17 protein-coding genes and 1 tRNA gene are annotated in these 19,970 nt (G+C 41.6%); 8 read left to right on the top strand and 10 right to left on the bottom strand.

Features of this window, described 5'->3' with window-relative positions; translation table 11 throughout:
- Window positions 1–40: 40 nt before the first annotated feature.
- Window positions 41–3,352 (bottom strand): DNA polymerase III subunit alpha, encoded by a 3,312-nt coding sequence (gene dnaE, locus IGJ05_RS14065; protein WP_438725318.1) that lies wholly within the window; start codon window positions 3,350–3,352, stop codon window positions 41–43.
- Between the two features lie 147 nt (window positions 3,353–3,499).
- Between dnaE and IGJ05_RS14060 the strand changes: the two genes are divergently transcribed.
- Window positions 3,500–3,682 (top strand): YjzD family protein, encoded by a 183-nt coding sequence (locus IGJ05_RS14060; protein WP_008377814.1) that lies wholly within the window; start codon window positions 3,500–3,502, stop codon window positions 3,680–3,682.
- A 47-nt stretch (window positions 3,683–3,729) separates the two neighbouring features.
- Here the strand turns inward: IGJ05_RS14060 and IGJ05_RS14055 are convergent, their stop codons facing one another.
- The gene (locus IGJ05_RS14055; RefSeq protein WP_005231893.1) at window positions 3,730–4,935 is read right to left on the bottom strand and encodes a multidrug efflux MFS transporter; all 1,206 of its coding nucleotides are present in this window, start codon (window positions 4,933–4,935) and stop codon (window positions 3,730–3,732) included.
- A 101-nt stretch (window positions 4,936–5,036) separates the two neighbouring features.
- Window positions 5,037–6,476 carry an NCS2 family permease gene (locus tag IGJ05_RS14050; RefSeq protein ID WP_005237180.1) on the bottom strand — a complete coding sequence of 480 codons (1,440 nt, stop codon included), beginning with the start codon at window positions 6,474–6,476 and terminating at the stop codon, window positions 5,037–5,039.
- A gap of 250 nt (window positions 6,477–6,726) precedes the next feature.
- Here IGJ05_RS14050 and IGJ05_RS14045 point away from each other — a divergent pair, with 250 nt between their 5' ends.
- The gene (locus tag IGJ05_RS14045; protein ID WP_005229159.1) at window positions 6,727–7,530 is read left to right on the top strand and encodes a Cof-type HAD-IIB family hydrolase; all 804 of its coding nucleotides are present in this window, start codon (window positions 6,727–6,729) and stop codon (window positions 7,528–7,530) included.
- A gap of 52 nt (window positions 7,531–7,582) precedes the next feature.
- Here the strand turns inward: IGJ05_RS14045 and asnB are convergent, their stop codons facing one another.
- Entirely contained in the window at window positions 7,583–9,478 is a 1,896-nt protein-coding gene (gene asnB, locus IGJ05_RS14040; RefSeq protein WP_010749664.1) for an asparagine synthase (glutamine-hydrolyzing), read from the bottom strand.
- Window positions 9,479–9,944: 466 nt separating this feature from the next.
- Between asnB and IGJ05_RS14035 the strand changes: the two genes are divergently transcribed.
- Window positions 9,945–10,094 (top strand): hypothetical protein, encoded by a 150-nt coding sequence (locus IGJ05_RS14035; protein ID WP_005229155.1) that lies wholly within the window; start codon window positions 9,945–9,947, stop codon window positions 10,092–10,094.
- 59 nt (window positions 10,095–10,153) lie between these two features.
- Here the strand turns inward: IGJ05_RS14035 and IGJ05_RS14030 are convergent, their stop codons facing one another.
- On the bottom strand, window positions 10,154–10,342 hold the full coding sequence (locus tag IGJ05_RS14030) for a hypothetical protein (RefSeq protein ID WP_015510099.1): 189 nt from the start codon (window positions 10,340–10,342) through the stop codon (window positions 10,154–10,156).
- A gap of 228 nt (window positions 10,343–10,570) precedes the next feature.
- Here IGJ05_RS14030 and IGJ05_RS14025 point away from each other — a divergent pair, with 228 nt between their 5' ends.
- Entirely contained in the window at window positions 10,571–11,230 is a 660-nt protein-coding gene (locus IGJ05_RS14025) for an Ltp family lipoprotein (RefSeq protein WP_317720958.1), read from the top strand.
- A 214-nt stretch (window positions 11,231–11,444) separates the two neighbouring features.
- Here IGJ05_RS14025 and IGJ05_RS14020 read toward each other — a convergent pair.
- Both IGJ05_RS14020 and IGJ05_RS14015 read right to left on the bottom strand, forming a co-directional pair.
- A tRNA-Ser gene (locus IGJ05_RS14020) sits at window positions 11,445–11,532 on the bottom strand.
- 84 nt (window positions 11,533–11,616) lie between these two features.
- The gene (locus IGJ05_RS14015; protein WP_010749693.1) at window positions 11,617–12,183 is read right to left on the bottom strand and encodes a TetR/AcrR family transcriptional regulator; all 567 of its coding nucleotides are present in this window, start codon (window positions 12,181–12,183) and stop codon (window positions 11,617–11,619) included.
- 278 nt (window positions 12,184–12,461) lie between these two features.
- On the opposite strand from IGJ05_RS14015, the gene IGJ05_RS14010 reads away from it, so the two are divergent.
- The 4 genes from IGJ05_RS14010 to IGJ05_RS13995 all read left to right on the top strand — a co-directional run bounded on the left by IGJ05_RS14010 (window position 12,462) and on the right by IGJ05_RS13995 (window position 16,450).
- Window positions 12,462–13,220: a threonine/serine exporter family protein gene (locus IGJ05_RS14010; protein WP_010749694.1), complete on the top strand. Its 759-nt coding sequence runs from the start codon at window positions 12,462–12,464 to the stop codon at window positions 13,218–13,220.
- Window positions 13,217–13,687 carry a threonine/serine exporter family protein gene (locus IGJ05_RS14005; RefSeq protein WP_016608602.1) on the top strand — a complete coding sequence of 157 codons (471 nt, stop codon included), beginning with the start codon at window positions 13,217–13,219 and terminating at the stop codon, window positions 13,685–13,687. The genes IGJ05_RS14010 and IGJ05_RS14005 overlap by 4 nt, the downstream gene beginning before the upstream one ends.
- Window positions 13,688–13,875: 188 nt before the next feature.
- Entirely contained in the window at window positions 13,876–14,475 is a 600-nt protein-coding gene (locus tag IGJ05_RS14000; protein WP_005229140.1) for a TVP38/TMEM64 family protein, read from the top strand.
- A gap of 172 nt (window positions 14,476–14,647) precedes the next feature.
- Window positions 14,648–16,450, top strand: a complete 1,803-nt coding sequence (locus tag IGJ05_RS13995) for a glycerophosphoryl diester phosphodiesterase membrane domain-containing protein (RefSeq protein ID WP_438725317.1) — start codon at window positions 14,648–14,650, stop codon at window positions 16,448–16,450.
- A 61-nt stretch (window positions 16,451–16,511) separates the two neighbouring features.
- On the opposite strand, the gene IGJ05_RS13990 is transcribed toward IGJ05_RS13995, so the two are convergent.
- From IGJ05_RS13990 to gdhA, 3 genes are all read right to left on the bottom strand, one after another.
- Entirely contained in the window at window positions 16,512–16,721 is a 210-nt protein-coding gene (locus IGJ05_RS13990) for a hypothetical protein (RefSeq protein ID WP_005229136.1), read from the bottom strand.
- Window positions 16,722–17,082: 361 nt separating this feature from the next.
- A complete protein-coding gene (locus IGJ05_RS13985) occupies window positions 17,083–18,429 on the bottom strand; it encodes a glucose-6-phosphate isomerase (protein ID WP_005229134.1) in 1,347 nt (448 codons plus the stop codon).
- 102 nt (window positions 18,430–18,531) lie between these two features.
- Window positions 18,532–19,881, bottom strand: a complete 1,350-nt coding sequence (gene gdhA / locus IGJ05_RS13980; RefSeq protein ID WP_010749697.1) for an NADP-specific glutamate dehydrogenase — start codon at window positions 19,879–19,881, stop codon at window positions 18,532–18,534.
- Window positions 19,882–19,970: the final 89 nt, after the last annotated feature.

The following is a 19,970-nucleotide window of genomic DNA, read 5'->3' as shown; positions in this document are numbered from 1 at the left end:
AGTTGAAAAAAGTGTAAGTTGAATTACCGCTTTCGGAAAATTACTTGAAAATTACATTTCCATTTCCTAATAATGCGATCAGTTGTTTGACAAAGTTCGGCTCATCCGTCACCCAGTTTTCTTCTGCTAATAACACTTTTTTGCCACTGCTTTCATAGAACATCACCACTGGAATATTTCCGTGATGCTGCTTCATTTCCTTCGACAATGCTTGCAGGTGCGACGTTTCAGCTTCAGCAGAAATCTTTAAGTAACAAGTTTGTGACGCAATTTTATTTTGAACGTTTTCTGCTAAGTCTATTTTATCAGCAATGAGTTGGATTTCACCATTGTAACGACTTACCTCGACCTTTCCTTCGATATAAAGAACAGCATTTTCTTCAATCAAGGAACGTACTTGTCGATAAACGATGGGAAAAATCGTTACTGACACTTCTTTGCTGGCATCTGTTCCTTCGACAAACGCCATTTGTTCGCCCTTTTTCGTTCGAATCTCTCGAATCTTGCGCACATATAAAAGGATACGCACCCGTTCATTCGGAACCAGATCGGCAATATCAGTGATTTGTTTTAATTGGTGCAATTTTTGAAACTGTTCCACGGGATGGCCAGACAAATAAACACCTAAGTATTCTTCTTCCAAAGCCAGTTTTTCTTCTAGTTTGTAATCGGCAACGACTTCTTCTTTTAATGCCATAGTTTCTAAGAGATCCAAACTGCCGCCACTATAAGTAATGTTTTGGATCTTTCCTTCTAGCTGGATCAGTGCTTGTTTTCGATTGGGGGCGATCCCATCGAATACGCCGATGCTCAAAAACGGCAATAAATAATCCAATTTTAACCATTTGCTGTTCCGCTGATTTAAGCGAAGCAAAAATTGATCCATAGACGTGAAATTACCATGCTCTTTTCTTTCTGCCAAAATGTCTTGGATCATGTCGCGTCGGATTCCTTTGATACTGCTGAAACCAAAACGAATTTGTTTTTCATTTTGCAGTTGAAAACTAAACCCACTGGCATTGATCGAAGGCGGCAGTACTTCTACGCCATAACGTGCGGCTTCATTTAAATATTCTTTCATTTTGCTGGCGGTGTTGCGTACCGAGTGTAGGATCGAAGCAAAAAATGGTGCGGGATAGTGTACCTTCAGATAGGCCATTTGAAAGCCGATAAAGGAATAGGCAAACGCATGGGATCGATTAAACCCATAATTGGCGAACCGCTCGATATAGTCATAGACCAAATTGGCGGTCTTTTCATCGTACTGATTGGCTAAGGCGCCTTGCACAAAATGACGACGTTCCTCATCCAAGACGTCTTTTTTCTTTTTACTGATTGCTCGACGCAAAATATCTGCTTGTCCTAAGCTGAAACCAGCCATTTTGGAAGCTACCTGCATGATCTGCTCTTGGTAGACAATGATTCCGTAAGTGTTTTGCAAAATCGGAATCAAGCTGTCATCTGGATAAGAGACACGCTCTTGTCCTTTTTTCCGCTTAATAAAGGTATCGATATTTTGCATCGGTCCTGGACGATACAAGGCATTGACTGCGGCAATATCCTCGATGCTTTCTGGTCCTAACTTACGCAGCACATTGCGTATCCCCGCTGATTCAAATTGGAAGATCCCTGCGGTCTCGCCTTTTTGAAACAAGCGCAATGTTGCTGGATCATCAAGAGGAATCTCCTTTTGGGTAACGATTTGTTGGCTGATTCGTTTAATGCCTTTCAAGGTATTATCAATGATCGATAAGTTTCTCAAGCCTAAAAAGTCCATCTTCAATAGGCCGATGGCTTCTACGTCATTCATGGTAAATTGGGTCAGCCAGATCCCATCGCTGCCTTCTTGTAAGGGAACCAGATCAAGCAAATTCTTGTCACTGATCACCACACCAGCGGCATGAGTCGATACGTGACGTGGCAAGCCTTCTAAAATTTTGGCGACTTGAAACATTACTTGGTTACGCTCATTAAACGACACCAATTCTCGCAGCTGATTGGATTGTTCATAAGCAAGATCTAAGGTCATTTTCAAGGCATTGGGGATGGCTTTTGACCAGCGATTGGCTTCACTTTGCGAAAGACCAAAGACACGAGAAACATCTCGCAGAACCATTTTGGCCGCCATGGTGCCAAACGTCGCAATCTGTGCCATATATTCTTGCCCGTATTTTTGGCGCACATACTGTAAAATCTCGTCTCTGCGATTGTCAGGAATGTCTAAATCAATATCAGGCATCGTGTAACGTTCTGGATTCAAGAATCGTTCAAACAAAAGATCGTATTTGATTGGATCTACGTCGGTGATCGATAAAACATATGCCACCAGTGCGCCAGCAGCCGATCCCCGTCCAGCGCCGGTAACGATCTCTTGTTGGTGGGCAAAGTCCATGACGTCCCAAATAATCAAGAAATAGTCATCAAAGCCCATCTTATGGATGACGGACAACTCATAATCCAAACGCTGTTCGTACGCCGATGTAACGTGGGCAACACGCTGAGGCAGACGCTCAAAACAAATTTTCCGCAAATAGTCCGCAGCACTTTCTTCGGCTGGTAGCGGGTAATGAGGTAACAGCCGCTGATGCAGCGGCAGCTCGACGGCGCATTCAGCTGCAATCCGCTGATTATTCATCAATGCCTGCGACCATTCTTCAAATGCCGCGGTCAGTTGGTCTGCTGGTTGTAGAAAAAGCTGCGCAGCCCCTTGCTCTTTAGCCTGACGAAAGTCTTCAATTTGCGAGCCCTCTTTGATATGCGTCATCACTTTGACTGCAAAGGCTTCTTCTTGTGCTAAAGCCGCGATTGGTTGATACGCACATGGTGCAATGTTTTGCTCGTTAAACCAAGCGATCGTTTCTGGATCTAACCCTTTGCTAGTAATACCTAAAAACAAGCTCTCAGAATCAAATTTATGGCTGATTGCTCGCAGTGCTTCTTGATTGGCTTCTAGATCATTGTGCTGAGAAGGGAGAAATCCCTCGCCTTCAGGCAGCAAACCAAAGAGGTCCTGCAAAGAATCACAAGCAGCCAAATTCAACTGCTCGGTGATCATTTTTTCACTTGATAAACGCATCAAGGTTTGATAGCCCTTGAGGTTTTTTGCAAATACGTACAACGGAAAGGACATTGATCCCTCTCCGAAGGTACAGTCGAACAAAGCGCCAAAAATCGGCTTGATGCCCTGTGCTAGGCATTGCTGATAAAACTCGACCGCGCCATAGAGAACATTATGATCGGTCAGACCCAACGTCTGATAGCCCATCTTTTTGGCTTGCTCTATATAGTGAGGAATTTTGATCGTACTTTGCAGCAACGAATAGGCGCTTAAGGTGGTGAGCTGTGAATACATTGAAATCCCTCCAAAAATGAAAATTCTCTTTCTTTCTGCTAGTAATTAGATTTGAAAAACAAAATGAAAAAGTGAAAATCTTTACAATAAATATTTTTGTGATAAACTAAAGTCGAAATGGAAGATACGCAGAAAAGAGGTGTCGTCATGCGTTACTTAGTCACTTTATTTTGGACTTTTGTATTAGGTCAAGTCGTTGGCTATCTAGGCAGCTCACTTGCTGGAGCAACTTATGATTTTCAATTAACTTCAATCATCTCTTTGGTCACAGGTGTGGTGATCATTCTTGTTGGTATTATCGCACCAGCGCCTGAAAAGACAAGCCATTAAAAAAAAACCAGTTACCTTTATTGTAACTGGTTTTTTTTTCTTTTCAACTATTCACTGATGTCCGTTTTACGCAAGCTTTTACGGAAATTAAATCCTGAGATAAAAATATTGATCAGTACAAACCCGCTAGTTACCCAAAAGACGGCGGGATAACCAAAGCCAGCTGCCACCGTTGAGCCGACCATCGGACCTAACACTTGTCCAAAGTTAGAGAACATTTGGTTGTAGCTGTAGATACGGCTGACCCCTTCCATCGGGGTGATCTTGCTGATCAGTGTGTTGATCGACGGCATCAACGCACCTGTCGAAAAACCAAGCAAGAAGCGCAGCACGCCCAACTGAAACGGTGTGGAGACAAAGCCCATCGGAATGAAACAGAAAAATGACAGCAATAAACCGCCTAACAATACCTTGTGATTGCCGTAACGATCACCGATTTTGCCTAAAAATGGCGAAGAGATGATTGCCGAAACACCAGCAACAGAGACGATCAATCCGCTGACAAACAAAATATTGCCACTGTTCCCGCTTAGATCACGAATATACAATGTAAGGATCGGGCTGATACTCGTTACACCTAGCTGTAAAATCAGTGACGTAATAAACAAACCGACAAGCAACTGCATATTTTTGATTTGACCAAAAATTTCTTTGATGGACAGCAAATCGCCCTTTTCAACCGGCTCAAAATCTTCTTGAACGAGAAAAATCGTAAGCAAGAGCGTAATTAGCAGCACAACACCAGTAATGATAAAAACATTTTTCATGCCGAACCATTGCGCCAACGCCCCACCCATCGATGGACCGATCAAATTCCCTGCGATGGCTCCTGTAGCCAATGTCCCAAGCGCCCAACCGCTTTTTTCTCGAGGCGCCTGCGAAGCAATCAATGCAGTCGCATTGGGAATATACCCCGATAAAATTCCGGTAAAGAAACGCATGATCAACAACCAATAGACATTCGGTACAAAAGCCAAAGACCCCATCGTCACTGTCATCCCCGCAGCCGCGCGAATCATCATTAAGCGACGACCTTTTTGATCTGCTAGATTTCCCCATACTGGAGCAATGATAGCCGCCGCAAACGCCGTTACTGAGATTGCTAATCCAGAAAACAACTCAATTTGACTCTCTGGAGCGCCTAACTCTTCTATATATAAGGGAATGAATGGCATGACAAGACTAAAACTGGCACCCGTAAAAAAACAACCTACCCATGAAATCAGTAGATTTCGTTTCCAATCAATCTTCATTTACAAACCTTCTTTCACAAATACTATACCGTATCGTGAGTAATAATCAAATAAAAAAATCTTTCTGCAGGTAACATACAGAAAGATTTTCTTCATTAAACTTAACTGATCAAAGCCAAAATGACAAAGTTTAGGATAAACAACGCATTGACGACCCAGATGATCGGAGATACTTCGTTGGCTTTTCCTTTCACTACTTTCACTAATGCGTAGAAAATGAAACCAACAGCGATCCCATTGGAAATACTGTAAGACAAGCCCATAAAAATAGACGCGAAGAAAGCGGGAACTGCTTCTTCTAGATCGGTCCACTTGATGTCTGCAAACGAAGCCATCATCATTACCCCAACTAAGATCAACGCTGGTGCTGTCGCTTGTGCGGGAACGATTGAGATCAGTGGAGAAAAGATACTGCTGATCGCAAAGAGTGCTGCCACTACAACAGAAGTCAAGCCCGTGCGTCCACCAGCACCGATACCAGCTGCTGATTCCACATAAGTCGTTGTATTTGAGGTCCCTACGATGGCACCTACAGAAGTGGCTACGGCATCTGCAAAAAGGGCTTTATCCATCTTCGTGTTCAACCCGTTACTGTTTTCAACCGCTTCTTCATCTTTTTTCGAAAAGATCCCTGTACGACGTCCAGTCCCGATAAAGGTACCGATCGTATCAAAGACATCTGATAAGCTAAACGCTAAAATCGTCATAATTACTTGAGGGATTTTGGCAGAATCACTGAATAGTGAGCCCATTCCTTCAGAGCCAAACGCAGCGCCAAATGTGATGCCTAGTTCGCTGATGGAACTTCCTAATGAATTCCCGTGCCAATCAATGGCACTTAAATCCACCACACCCATCAAAATACCGATGATCGTCGTTCCTAAAATACCAAAAATAATTGCCCCACGAACATTTTTCACCACTAATAAAGTAGTCACTACTAAACCAATCACTGCTAACAAAACAGGTGCATTATTGAAATTCGCCAAAGCTGGGACGATCCCCCCATTAAAATTGGCACTCACGATCGTCTCACCGTCGACAACTGAACCAGTCACTGCGGCAGTGTCTGCACTGAAGTTTAGCAAGTTGGCATTTTTGATCCCTACATAAGCCACAAAGATCCCGATCCCGCCGCCAATTGCATGCTGCATGCTTTCTGGAATCGCATGGATGATCATTTTTCTGATACGAGTGACCGTGATAAAAATGTTGATCAAGCCACAGATGAAAACCATCGCTAATGCTTGCTGCCACGTATACCCCAAACCAAAAACGACGGTAAAGGTGAAGAATGCATTAAGGCCCATTCCAGGTGCTTGCGCGTAAGGCACATTTGCAAATAAGCCCATGATCAGGGTACCAATCACTGAAGCGATGATCGTTGCTAAGAAAACAGCTTGAAACGGCATGCCTGCAGCAGATAAAATCGTCGGATTCACAAACAAAATATAACTCATCGCGAAGAAGGTGGTGACCCCAGCCATCACTTCTGTGGAAACCGTCGTTTTATTCTCCTTTAATTTGAAAAACTTTTCCATGTTATGTTTCACTCCTGAACTTTAATCGTTTCTATGAAAAGAAAAAATGAATAATTGCGCTTTTCATCGAACAAATACAAATTATAAGGGAATAATTTTCGCTTTTCAAACCTTTTTCCGAATAAAACGAACCAAAAACGTTTAATGTTCGTGTTTTGCTTTGTAAATATTATGAAAACTTACTTGTATTGTGAAATGACAGAAATATGTTACACTTAAGCCACTACCATAAGAGAATGGAGCGAGTCTTTTGAAACCAAAAATCATCGCCATTGATTTAGATGGCACAACCTTAAATACTGAATCCCAACTTTCCCCTCGCACACGTGAGGTACTGGTTCGCGCCACCAAAGCGGGACACTTTGTTACCATCGCTACAGGAAGACCTTTTCGTATGAGCGATCAATTCTATAAAGAATTGGCGCTCACAACACCAATGGTCAATTTTAACGGTGGGTTAGTCCATAAACCTCGACAAGTCTGGGCAAATGAAATGGAGCACTCGATCTCTCGAGAAATTGCGTTTGAACTCATGGCGCAAAAAGAGCAGCTGGGGCTGACGTTTGTGGCAGCAGAAAATCGCGAAACCTTTTTCATCGATGACCTAAGCGGATTTGATCAGCACTTTTTCTTTTCGGGCAATGCTTCCGAAAAAAATCTATTAGCAAATTTAAAAACGGACCCCACTTCATTACTGGTGAAAACCGAAAATGAATTAGCAGAATCTGTTTCTTTACGTATCAAGGATCAATTCGACGATGCGGTCGATGTTCGAACATGGGGCGGACCTCAAGCTATCTTAGAGATCGTACCAAAAGGGGTCCATAAAGCACTTGGTCTTTCGGTGATCGCGGATTCTTTGTCTTTGGATCGACAAGATATCATCGCTTTTGGTGATGAACACAACGATTTGGAGATGCTGGATTATGCGGGTTGGGGCGTTGCCATGGCGAATGGCACGCAACAATTAAAATCGATCGCCAATGATGTTACCGACAAAACCAATGCGGAAGATGGCATGGTCGATTACTTGGAAAAATATTTAGGTCTATAAAAAAAGCCGATGCGGGATGTCCGCATCAGCTTTTTTTTCTGCCATATTCAAATCAAAGTGTTTCATAAACGATTTCTTTGGCTTCTGGAATCGATTCATCAATAAAGAATACTTTATACCAGGTCAAGAACGTAAAGATCGTCCAGATTTTTCGCTGAAGATTCGGTTTTCCTTGGCGATGGTCTTCAAGCATTTGTAAAATTGCTGTTTGATCGAAGAAGGTTGCCGCAAAGTCTGACTCAAAAAGGCTCTTGACTGCTTCATATCCTGTTCCTTCTTTCAGCCATGCCTTGATAGGTACAGGAAAACCGAGTTTTTCACGGTTTGCCCACTCTTTTGGCAAATGACGGTTTGACGCTTGTCGAAACACATCTTTGGTGTTGTTTTGATTGATCAAATATTTCGTCGGGATTGTTTGCGACAGCTTTTGCATCTCAATATCCAATAAAGGAACGCGTAATTCCAAGGAACTCGCCATGGACATTTTGTCTGCTTTTAACAAGATATCCTTTGGCATCCACTGATGAAGATCCAAATATTGCATCTTATTGACCTCGTCTTTGAGACCATTGACTTTCTCATAATGAGGCGCAACGATTTCAGCAACAGAGGGTCCTTTTTGATAGGTTGGTTTTAAAAGCTGCAGTGCTTCCTCTTCTTCAAAGACCAGTGCTTGCCCGATAAAGAAGTCTTGGGCAGGTGCCGTTGCTTCATAAAGATGGATTCGACCATGGAAGTTTTTCATTTTGCCGATTTGACGTCCCAAACGAAAGCGGATGTTTTGTGGCAATTTTTTCAACCCTTGGGCAAAAACGCGCACCGCTTTAGAGTTTGTGTGGAAGCCATAAGCAGCATAACCGGCAAATAATTCATCTGCCCCTTCCCCAGATTGAACGACTCGCACTTGCTGTGCTGCCAGATTGGCTAAAAAGTACAAAGGGACACAGCTTGGGTTAGAATCTGGTTCGTCCAAGTGATACTGAATCAACGGGAATGCCTCAAAGGACATTTCACCATCGATGACCGCTGCTGTGTTGTTCAAACCAAGTTTTTCCGTCAATTTGCGGGCCTCGATCGCTTCGTTGTAGGTTTTGTCATCGAACCCGATTGAAAACGAGCGATCTGGTCGCAAGACAGAAGCTACGTAACTTGAATCGACACCACTGGATAAAAATGAGCCGACTTCAACATCACTGATTTGATGAGCGGCAATTGATTCCTGGACTGCTTGATCGATTTTGTCGACCCATTCTTCTCTTGAATGATTTTCTTTCACTGAAAAATCTGCATCCCAATACTGCTTGATCGTCAATCCCTGTTCATTAAACAAATAATAATGCCCTTCTTGCAAACGATGAACGCCTTTAAAGAAGGTTTCTCCGTTCAAAGGCGAGTATTGAAACGTCAAATAAGGTTTCAACGCCTCTTGGTTCAACTCTTTCTTGAAATCTGGATGAGGCAAAAAGCTCTTGATTTCAGAACCAAACATAAAACTGCCATTCATTTGCGCATAGTAATATGGTTTGATCCCAAAGTGATCCCGTGCGCCGAAAAGCTCTTGTTTTTGAGTATCCCAGATGGCAAAAGCAAACATTCCCCGCAGGCGCTGCAAAACATCAATGCCCCACTCCTCATAGCCATGTAAGACTACTTCGGTATCCGCATGGGTAGAAAAAACATGACCCGCTTGGATCAATTCTTCCCGCAACACTTGAAAATTATAGATTTCCCCATTAAAAATAATGACTTTTGTTCGATCCTCGTTAAAAATCGGTTGTGAGCCACCTTCTAAGTCGATGATCGATAAACGACGAAACCCTAACGCTACTTGGTCGTCGGTAAATTTTCCTGAACTGTTTGGTCCGCGATGAACGATCCGGTCCATCATGCGTTCAATAATGATTTCTTTTTGGTCTTTTGAATTGACAAAGCCGACAATTCCGCACATATTTTCACATCCGTTTTCATAATCCATTTTCATTTTTCTAAAGTAAATCATACCATAGAATTCAAGAGATACGATCTCTTTTTCAAAAAAATACAATCAATATATTTTTGCACAAAACATAATTTGGAGATAAACCTTATGATATCAAGGTTTCCAACCAACTCATACTCTCAATCTTACAAATTTGTTATCTAAGAAAATAGCTATCCTCAAAATTCTTAAGAAATTTTTTATGAATTCTATTTTTCTGAAAATATACAAAGATACTTTTCCCGAATTTACTGACTCCAGGAAACTTCTTTTGCTGCCATTCTCAGGCATTGATTTCTTGAAAAGGATCAGTCAGATTCGTTCGTTTGATAGTTTTATTGGACGAATGTGAAAAAAAGTGTTATTCTAACTATGGAATTTCGTTATCAACTAACTGTTGCCTTTCAATGACAAGTTTTAAGAAAGGAGAATGACTATGACATTCTATAACACAGATCTACAATATCGTGTAACTCTGGATACCAAATTGAATTTATTTATCGTTTTCGATAAAAAAGATGCGAATCATTTTGCGACTGGAATTACGATCGAGCAAGCTGTACAAGAATTGAAAAAAACTGCATAAGGAGTTTATCCAAATGAAGGATACCGATTCGTACTGAAAGCACCTCGCTAAGGAAAAAATTAGCTAGGTGCTTTCTTGTTTTTTGGCTCGCTTTTGTCTTTTGCAGTATCCGCTTCTTGCTTCTGTCCACTTTGCTGTTCATCCAGCTGTAAGATTTCATCAACAGATCCTTGCTTAATAAATTTGCTCAATCCCTGTGCCGCAATTTTTGTGTAACGCATAAAGTAATCTTTTTCTTCAAAATCCATCTTCTTCCCTCCTACTGATACAACCATACTTTCATTTCGTTTACTAGCGATTTTACCAGTAATTCTTGAGCGTCACTTCTTTGATACATATGAATGATCCATTAATAGCATACACGTTACATTTGTCAAATCATTCTTTTCCTCTATTCATGAAAAGACAAATCTGTTTTCTGATTCCAGACATAGTACTATTAACTTTAGGAAACTGTTTTCTTAGGAGGGATGCTTATGGCTACATTTTTCGCTGGTTTGTTTTTTATCGGTTTGATCGGTTTCATTTTTGGCATTATCTTATTTTATATTGGGTTGATAACTCAAAAAAACAAACGAGATCGAAATGTTTTTCTCATTGTCGCTTCCGCCTTTATTGTCTTGTTTTCGTATGGTGGCTTGTCCTTCTACCAAGATGTGACGTCTTTCGATAGCATCACTGCCCAATTAAGCCTTTCTTTACGTAACGAAGCAAGGAAAAATGAATCCTTTGGCGATGCCACTGCTTCCATGGAACAACCACAAGGAGAACAAACAGCTGGCAACAACGAAGCAAGCAACGCGCAACAAGAAGAACCCGCAAACAACGAGCAACATACACCTCAACTTTCTCGTGAAGAAAGAAATGCACTGAATCGTGCAGAAAGATACTTATCCAGCAATGCGTTTTCTCAGTCGAGCTTGAAACGCCAACTACTCTATGAAGATTTTTCTGAGAGCGCAGCAGACTTTGCCGTAGCCACCGTGGATGCCGATTGGAACGAGCAAGCTTTGAAAAAAGCAATTCGCTACTCGCAAAATTTATCCTTATCAGATGAGCGTGTAGCGAACCAACTTTCCTATGAAGGCTTTACTTCTGAACAAATTGAATACGCCTTAGCACGTTTGCCCGATTGATTCTTTTCGTTTGTTGCCGCACCACAAGAAAAAAGAGTCCAGCGAATTGGCGTACATTTCTGTTGATTTCCCGATTGAGTGTAAGCTGAGGGTTTTTCAGATGGTCATCGAGCAAACTCGGCAGTCAGTTAGCTTCTCTGCCCATTTTTCTGCCCACAACAAACAAAAAAGCCTATCTCAAAAGATAGGCTAAACGCTCCAAAGCGTTGATATAAGGAGAGTACAGGATTTGAACCTGCGCGCCGGGATGAACCGGGTCGGCGGATTTCGAGTCCGCTGCATTACCACTCTGCCAACTCTCCATAACAGTTATTTTCGCTAGTTTTATTAAAAATGTCAAGAAAAATCTGCACCCAATAAGTAATGGGATGCAGATTTTTTGTTCTTTAATCGAAGATGTAGCTATCTTTCTTTTCGATTACGCCTTCAATGGTCTCGTTGATGATTTTGATGATCTGGTCATCGGTGGGTGTGATGATACCCGCCGACATTAAGGAAGCCAAACCAGTCACAACGATCCATGCGCCATTATGTAATGCATTTACCGCATCTTCTGAAAGATCCGCATATTTTTCTTCTGATTTGATCAAGGATTTGAAATAGGTCGATGAAAAATCATGCATCAATTTCCCACCGCCATAGTCGTCGATAAAAAGGGCGATGTAGAGATTGTGCTGCTCTTGAGCGAAGCGTATATAATTCAGGCCTAAATCAACAAGTTTGTCTCCTGTTCGAACAACTGGAAAAACATTTTCCGATAAATCTTTGAAAACAGCCTCCACCAAGGTATTTTTTAAGTCCTGCATATTTTCGAACTCAAGATAAATCGGTTGAGTAGAAATTCCCATGTGCTTAGCGATATTCCGGGCCGTAAAATTGCCAAAACCTTCTCTATTGATCAGTTCATAAGCGGCCTTCAAAATGTGTTCTCTTGTATAGACCTTCCTTCGCATCAATAAATCCCCCTTTTTATATTTATTTAATTGTAACCGAGATATTCATTTTTTTAAAATAAAACACTCCATCCGTTATCTTATTTCTATTCACTTTGTTCATTAAAAACGAATGTTTACTAATTAAAAGAAGTGCTTCTCCTTTCATTTATCACAAAAAATCCTACGCATTGGCTGCTAGTTATTTTTCAAATCTACTTTTCTTCCTTGTTGAAAACTCGCTGAAATTGTACACTAAGAATGTAGTGCGCAAATTCGATTGAAAAAGGAGTTTGGAAATGGCTGAATCAAAAGAGCTATTATTGGAGACCTGTTTGTTGGCAGGAAAAATCATGATGGAAAACGGCTCGGAAGTCTATCGAGTGGAAGATACAATGAATCGAATTGCAGCAAATGCCGGAGAGCAAGGCAGCATTAGTTATGTAACAGCAACTGGACTTTTTATGGGCTTACGCAGTAGCCACTATGCACAAGTAGAAAATGTTCATGATCGAGTCATCAATCTCGAAAAAATTGTTGCCGTCAACGGATTGTCTCGTGCCTATGCTGAAAAAAAAATCTCGTTAGTGGAACTGCACGAGGCATTAAAAAAGGTCAATCCAACGACACCAAGTTTTCCTTATTGGCTGCAGGTTTTTAGTGCGGGCGTGGTCAGCAGTACTTTAATGATTATTTTCGGCGGTGCTTGGTTTGATTTTCTAGCAACGTTTGTCATTGGCTGTCTGGGATTTTTATGCGCCTATTGGGTCAAAAAAGTCATCGATATCCGCTTTTTGGATATGTTTTGCGCCTCTTTACTGATCGGTACTTTGTCTCTTCTAGCGGTCTCTCTTCATGTCGCACAAAACGTCGATAATTTGATTATCGGTGCCGTCATGCCCTTAGTTCCTGGTGTAGCGATCACCAATTCCTTTCGGGATATTTTGGCAGGCCATCTCATCAGTGGGACTGCTCGGGGAACTGAAGCTATTTTCACAGCTGCCGCGATCGGTGTTGGCATCGCCACGGTCTTCACCTTATTTGGAGGGATCTCATGACGATTTTTATTCACCTTTCCTTTAGCTTTTTAAGCACCGTGACCTTTGGTATCTTGACCAATATTCCTAAAAGAGCCTTAGTTGCAACAGGCATCGCTGGAACGGTTGGCTGGATGATCTATTGGTCATTGAAAACGATTGGCTACGGTCTAGGAAGCGCCAACTTCTTAGCCGCATTTGCCGTCGGTTGCGTCAGCATCTTTTTTTCCCGCAGAAAAAAAATGCCCATGATCATTTTTAACATTCCTAGCCTCGTTCCTCTCGTACCGGGTGGTCCTGCCTACAAAGCCGTTCGAGAATTCGCTTTGGGCGACAACTTTGTCGGCTTTGAAAATCTGATGATCGTTGTCATCACCGCTGGGGCGATCGCTGGAGGCTTCATGATGACGAGTGTGGTTGAAAAGATCGTTAATCGTTGGCAAATGAAGCGAACGAAAAAACATCCCTCAGATAAAAAAATCTCCTGAAACTATTGGTGCGCAGAAACTATAAATTTTTCTTATTTCAGACTTTAGTACAATGTTTTCTTTTCGGACTTCTTTTATAATAAAGGCATACCTTACAAAACTGTTTGACGTTTGTCATTTGTTTTACTGGATTTTTCTGGTCTCACCCCGTATAGTGGGATTATGAAACATAAAGGAGATGAAGTCCTGTGAGCATAGCAACTTCTCGTCGTATCATTAATACGATTTCTATTATTGGCTTAGGTTTATCTATCGCATTAACGATCTATTTTATCAATCTAGGTGTTTTCAAAGACATTAATGCACTGCGAGGTCTAGTTGGAAATTCCGTTATCTTAGGACCAATCGTCTTTATCCTTTTGCAGATCTTGCAAGTAGTGATCCCGATCATTCCCGGTGGTGTCTCCAGCGCTGCAGGTGTCTTGATTTTCGGTCCTTATCTAGGATTCGTTTATAACTATGTAGGAATCAGTATTGGTTCTGTCATTATTTTCCTGCTAGGCCGACGATACGGTAAACCATTCATTTTAAGTATGATCAGTGACAAAACTTACGATAAATATATTGGCTGGTTAGATAACCAAAGCCGATTTGAAAAACTTTTCGCCCTTGCAATCTTTCTACCAGTCGCCCCAGATGATGCCCTTTGTCTAATGGCTGGCTTGACCAACATGACAGTGAAGAAATTTACGCTGATTATTTTGTTGGCAAAACCTGCTTCAATTTTCTTGTACAGCATGGCTTTGATTTATGGTGGAACATTCTTAACTGGTTTGTTAGGCGGATAAGAAAAATAGGTAAGAAAAACGATCAATTCATTGAGCCGAACATGAAGGAGCTGCTTTTCATACAGGGATCTATACCTGTGGCGAATGTGCTTCTGAAACTGTTCGACTCTTTTTTTCCGCCTTTTTAGAATAAATAGGAACCAAAATACTTACTTTTGTTAGGATGACGACCATGAATTATTTAAAAAACAGCTTAGTCAACACTTGGGATTTTTTGAAAGACAGCAATGCCTACTTCCGTGATGTGTTACTGATGCACGGTGCTTTGTTGTTCTTAGTGATCCCAATCTTATCGGCTTCCACCAAGTTCGTCTTAAAACGTGGGGGCTTGCCTTACCTTTCTTTTGATAATATTGGCAGTATCTTTACCGACCACCCAGTCGTGCTGCTCTCATTAACACTGATTTTACTTTTGATTTTATTAGCCGTCTTTTTTGAGTTTACTTTTTTGCTGCTAAGTGTCTATTTTATTAAAAAGAAACAGCCGATCAGCTTGCGGCAATTGTTACGGATGACTGTTTTGCAGTTGCGTAAATTACGGCCGATGACCTTTTTATTTTTCCTGTTTTACTTCTTACTGATTTTACCGATCGGTGGGTTGAGTTTTAATTCTGATTTACTCGCAAAAATCAAAATTCCCGCATTTATCATGGATTTCATTTTTGCCAACCGTGTCTTGATCATCGGGGCAGTGCTGTTGGTTTATGTTTTGTTGATTTACTTGGGGATTCGCGTGATCTTTGCCTTGCCAGAAATGATATTACGTGATCTGCCCTTTCGAAAAGCGATCAAAGAAAGCCTCCAAGTAACAAAACGCCGTTTTTTTGCCATCGTTGGTCAATTTGTCTTTATCGGTGGCAGCATCTTGTTGATTTCGACACTGGGCTTCACTTTGCTGATTACCATTCAGGCGGTGATTGAAGTTGTTACACCGGACTATGCGTTGTATAGTGCTGTTTTTATTATGACTTTCTTGCAATTTATCTTGTTACTGAATGTCATTTTATCGACGGTAGCCATTTTTTACATCATCGTTGATTTCATGGATGATGAAGGCTTTTTACCAGAGATTCCTTCATGGTTCCACCAAGAACCATTGAACCAGCGTCACTTCTTAGGTCTAAAAAGTTCGTTGTTTACCTTGGTAACGGTGCTTTTCGGTGTCGGTGTTAGTCTATATAATATGAACTATCTGACTTCAGCTGCTTCGATCCATCCGGTAACGATCTCCCATCGAGGGGTCAGCGACGGACAAGGGGTCCAAAATTCTCTTGAAGCACTACGCTTTACTAGCGAGAAGTACCACCCAGATTATGTTGAAATGGACGTCCAGCAAACCAGTGATGGTCATTTTATTGTCTATCATGATTTTTCTTACCGTCCATTGACAGGTGGTCAGGGCAAACCAGAGCAATTGCCTTTGAGTTACGCCGAATCACTGACAGTTTCGGAAAACAACCAGACAGCGCGTATTCCAACCTTTGATGAGTACTTGGCACTTGCCAACCAATTGGACCAAAAACTGCTGGTGGAGATCAAAACGCAGCGAAAAGATACCGAGGAACTTGTAAATGCCTTTTTAGCAAGATATCAAGAGGACCTCCTTGCAAATGGTCATATTATGCAAAGTCTCTCCTATACAGTTGTTGAGGAGTTAAAGGCGCAGGCGCCTCAATTGATTTCAGGATACATCATGCCCTTCAATGTCGTGGGGCCACCACTGACCAGTGCTGATTTTCTGACAATGGAATACAGTACGATCAACCGCAACTTCATCGCTTCTGCCCGAACCGATGGCAAGGAAGTGTTCGTTTGGACCCCCAATGATGCGGATACTATCAGCCGGATGCGTTTTTACGGGGTGGACGGGATCATTACTGACCAGATGGGGATCTTAAATGAAGAGTTGAGTGTGACGGAAGAAGATATGACTTATTCAGACAAACTATTGAATTTTGTGATCGGCGTTGGCTGATCTCACACGAAGAAAAATGCTGCTCACGGTGTTCCGTTGAGCAGCATTTTTTGCTAGTTGGTTAGGCAACGTTTGTTTGCGTACAAATTTTATTGAAACTGACGATCATCCGACGATTACAAGCTTCTACTTGTGCTTGATCTTCTTCTTCATAACTTGAAACGACGATCAACGCCGTATTTACGTATAGTTTTTCCACCACACCAATCACAGGCTTGCTCGCCCCGACAGGTTGGCAGACATATTTTTCACCGATCGTAATATTCTCCATATCCTCACCTCAACCGTTTTCTTTCTTAAAGATATAATAACAAAAAAGCATCAAATTGAAAACGTTTTATTTCAATTTATCACGCATTTGTCACCAAGAAATGACAGTTTCGTTCGTTGAAACGCACTGGTTTGTTCGTGCCACTTCTTAAAAAGCATTTTATACTAAAGGAAATCAAAAGGAGATGAGCCAAATGCCAATTATTCAAACCTGTATCTTTGGACTATTGTCTGCTGCGTTGCTTTGGGGATTAAAAGAAGACCGCTGATTTATTGGCCCAACGATCTAGTAGCACAACAAATACGAAAATAAAACAACGCCTTGAGCCAATCAGACTGGCTCAAGGCGTTTCTTTATCAAATTATAGACGTTCGTTCAATTCTTTTGCAAGATCTTCAAAACCTGGTTTGCCAAGTAAGGCGAACATGTTTTTCTTGTACGCTTCAACCCCTGGTTGGTCAAATGGGTTCACGCCATTTAAGTAGCCAGAGATACCCACAGCGATCTCAAAGAAGTACATGGTGTAACCTAACGTGTACGCATCCATTGTAGGGATTTTTACTAACAGATTTGGGACATCCCCATCTGTATGTGCAAGTAATGTTCCTTCAAAGGCTTTCGTATTAACAAAATCAACTTCTTTTCCTTCTAAGTAGCCAAGACCATCAAGATCTGCTTCTTGTGTAGGGATCGCAATTGATTTGCGTGGTTTTTCAACTTTAACAACTGTTTCAAAGATATTGCGACGGCCTTCTTGGATGTATTGACCAAGAGAATGCAAGTCTGTCGAGAAGTTTGCACTTGAAGGATAGATCCCTTTTTGGTCTTTTCCTTCAGACTCGCCGAATAATTGTTTCCACCATTCTGAGAAGTATTGCATGCCTGGTTCGTAGTTGATCAGCAATTCGGTTACTTTGCCTTTACGATAAAGGATGTTACGCATTGCTGCATATTGATACGCTTCATTTTTTTCAAGATCGTCACTTGCGTAAGCATCGCTAGCATCTGCTGCCCCTTGCATCAAGGCATCGATATCCGCTCCGCTGGCAGCGATTGGTAATAAACCAACAGCAGTCAATACAGAGAAACGGCCGCCGACGTCATCTGGAATCACAAAGGTTTCCCAGTTTTCAGCATCTGCTTCAACTTTTACTGCACCTTTCGCTTTATCCGTTGTTGCGTAGATCCGTTTGTTGGCTTCTTCTTTGCCGTATTTTTCAATCAAACGTTCTTTGAAAACACGAAAAGCGATCGCTGGCTCAGTAGTTGTTCCTGATTTTGAGATCACATTCACAGAGAAGTCACGGTCACCGATGATTTCGATCAAATCTGCTAAGTATGTTGAAGAAATCGAATTACCTGCAAAAAAGATTTGTGGTGCTTTGCGTTCTTCATTTGGTAGCAAGTTAAAGAAAGAGTGATTTAAGAAATCAATCGCTGCTTTCGCTCCTAAATAAGATCCGCCGATCCCGATCACGACTAATACTTCAGAATCAGATTGAATTTTTTCAGCCGCTTTTTTGATACGCGCAAATTCATCTTTGTCATAGTTTTTAGGAAGGTCGATCCAACCTAAAAAGTCGCTACCAGCACCTGTTCCTTCGCGTAATTGTTTGTCTGCTGCTGTAACTTGACTTTGCATGTAGCTCAATTCGTATTCGTTCACGAATGGTGCTACTTTCGAATAGTCAAACTTGATGTGTGACATGATTTGTCCTCCTTGAAAAAATAGTTTTTCATACACTACCTACTTTACGTTTTTTTTCAACTTTTTTCAAGTAATTCCTGATAGGTAGCCTGTTGGGTGATTTTAGACAAGTCCTTGGGCAAACATTGCTTTAGCAACTTTTTCAAAGCCTGCGACGTTCGCACCTAACATAAAATTATTTTTTTGATCGAAGGTTTCAGCAGTATCACGGCATGCTTCATAGATCGACTTCATGATATCGTCCAATTTGGCATCGACTTCAGCTTTTTCCCATTGCAGTCGTTGGGAGTTTTGACTCATTTCTAACGCAGAAACGGCCACGCCGCCAGCATTGGCTGCTTTTCCTGGGCAGTAGAAAATTCCTTCTTCAATAAAATATTCTGCTGCTTCTAATGAGCTAGGCATATTCGCGCCTTCAGAAACGACCCGGACACCATTGGCTTTTGCACGTTTGGCTTGTGAGAGATCAATCTCGTTTTGGGTCGCGCAAGGAAAGGCTAATTCCGCTGGTGTATCAAAATCCCAGACAGATGCCCCTTCATGATATTCGGCTGATGGACGTTCCTTGGCGTAAGCCGTCAACCGTTCACGCTTCACTTCTTTGATCTCTTTTAACAAGGCCAGATCAATGCCGTCTTTGTCATAGATAAAACCAGAGGAATCAGAACACGTGACAGGGATCGCACCTAATTCTTGCAATTTCTCAATTGCATAGATCGCAACATTGCCGCTTCCAGAAACGATCGCTTTTTTGCCTGCAAAGGTTTCACCTAGGTCTGTCAATAAATGCTTAACGAAATACACGGCGCCATAACCCGTTGCTTCTGTGCGGTTTTTACTGCCCCAGAAGTCTAATGGCTTACCAGTTAAAATACCAGCATCGTATTGTTTCAATCGTTTGTAGGCACCAAACAAATAGCCGATTTCTCGGCCTCCGACACCAATGTCGCCAGCAGGAACATCTAAGTCAGGTCCGATATGTTTTGACAGCTCCGTCATAAAGCTTTGGCAAAAACGCATCACTTCGGCATCGGATTTGCCTTTTGGATCAAAATCACTTCCGCCTTTGCCGCCGCCGATCGGCAGACCTGTCAAGCTGTTTTTGAAGATTTGCTCAAACGCCAAAAACTTCAAGATACTCAAGTTTACACTTGGGTGAAAACGCAAGCCGCCTTTGTAAGGCCCCATTGCCGAGTTGAATTGAATCCGATAGCCACGGTTTACTTGCCAGTTGCCTTGATCATCTTGCCACGGGACTCTGAATTGGATAAAACGTTCTGGTTCAGTTAAGAGTGCAAGGATATTTGATTCAATATATTCTGGATGCTCCTCTAAAAAGGGAACGATCGTAGGCAAAAATTCATCAATTGCTTGAAGAAATTCCGGTTGGTGTTGGTCTTTCTCATGAATCTTCGCTTGAATTTCTTTCACGTAAGCTGAAGCTTTGGTCATAGTGCATTACCTCCTTTAAGATATTTTCTATTTTAAAGAAATTTTCTGAAATTGCACGCTTTTTTTTAGAATTGTCAGAATTTTTTATT

This window comes from Enterococcus sp. AZ167, from assembly GCF_051714025.1.
GTDB lineage: Bacteria > Bacillota > Bacilli > Lactobacillales > Enterococcaceae > Enterococcus_D > Enterococcus_D casseliflavus.
This window is presented reverse-complemented; position numbering and strand designations above follow the sequence as displayed.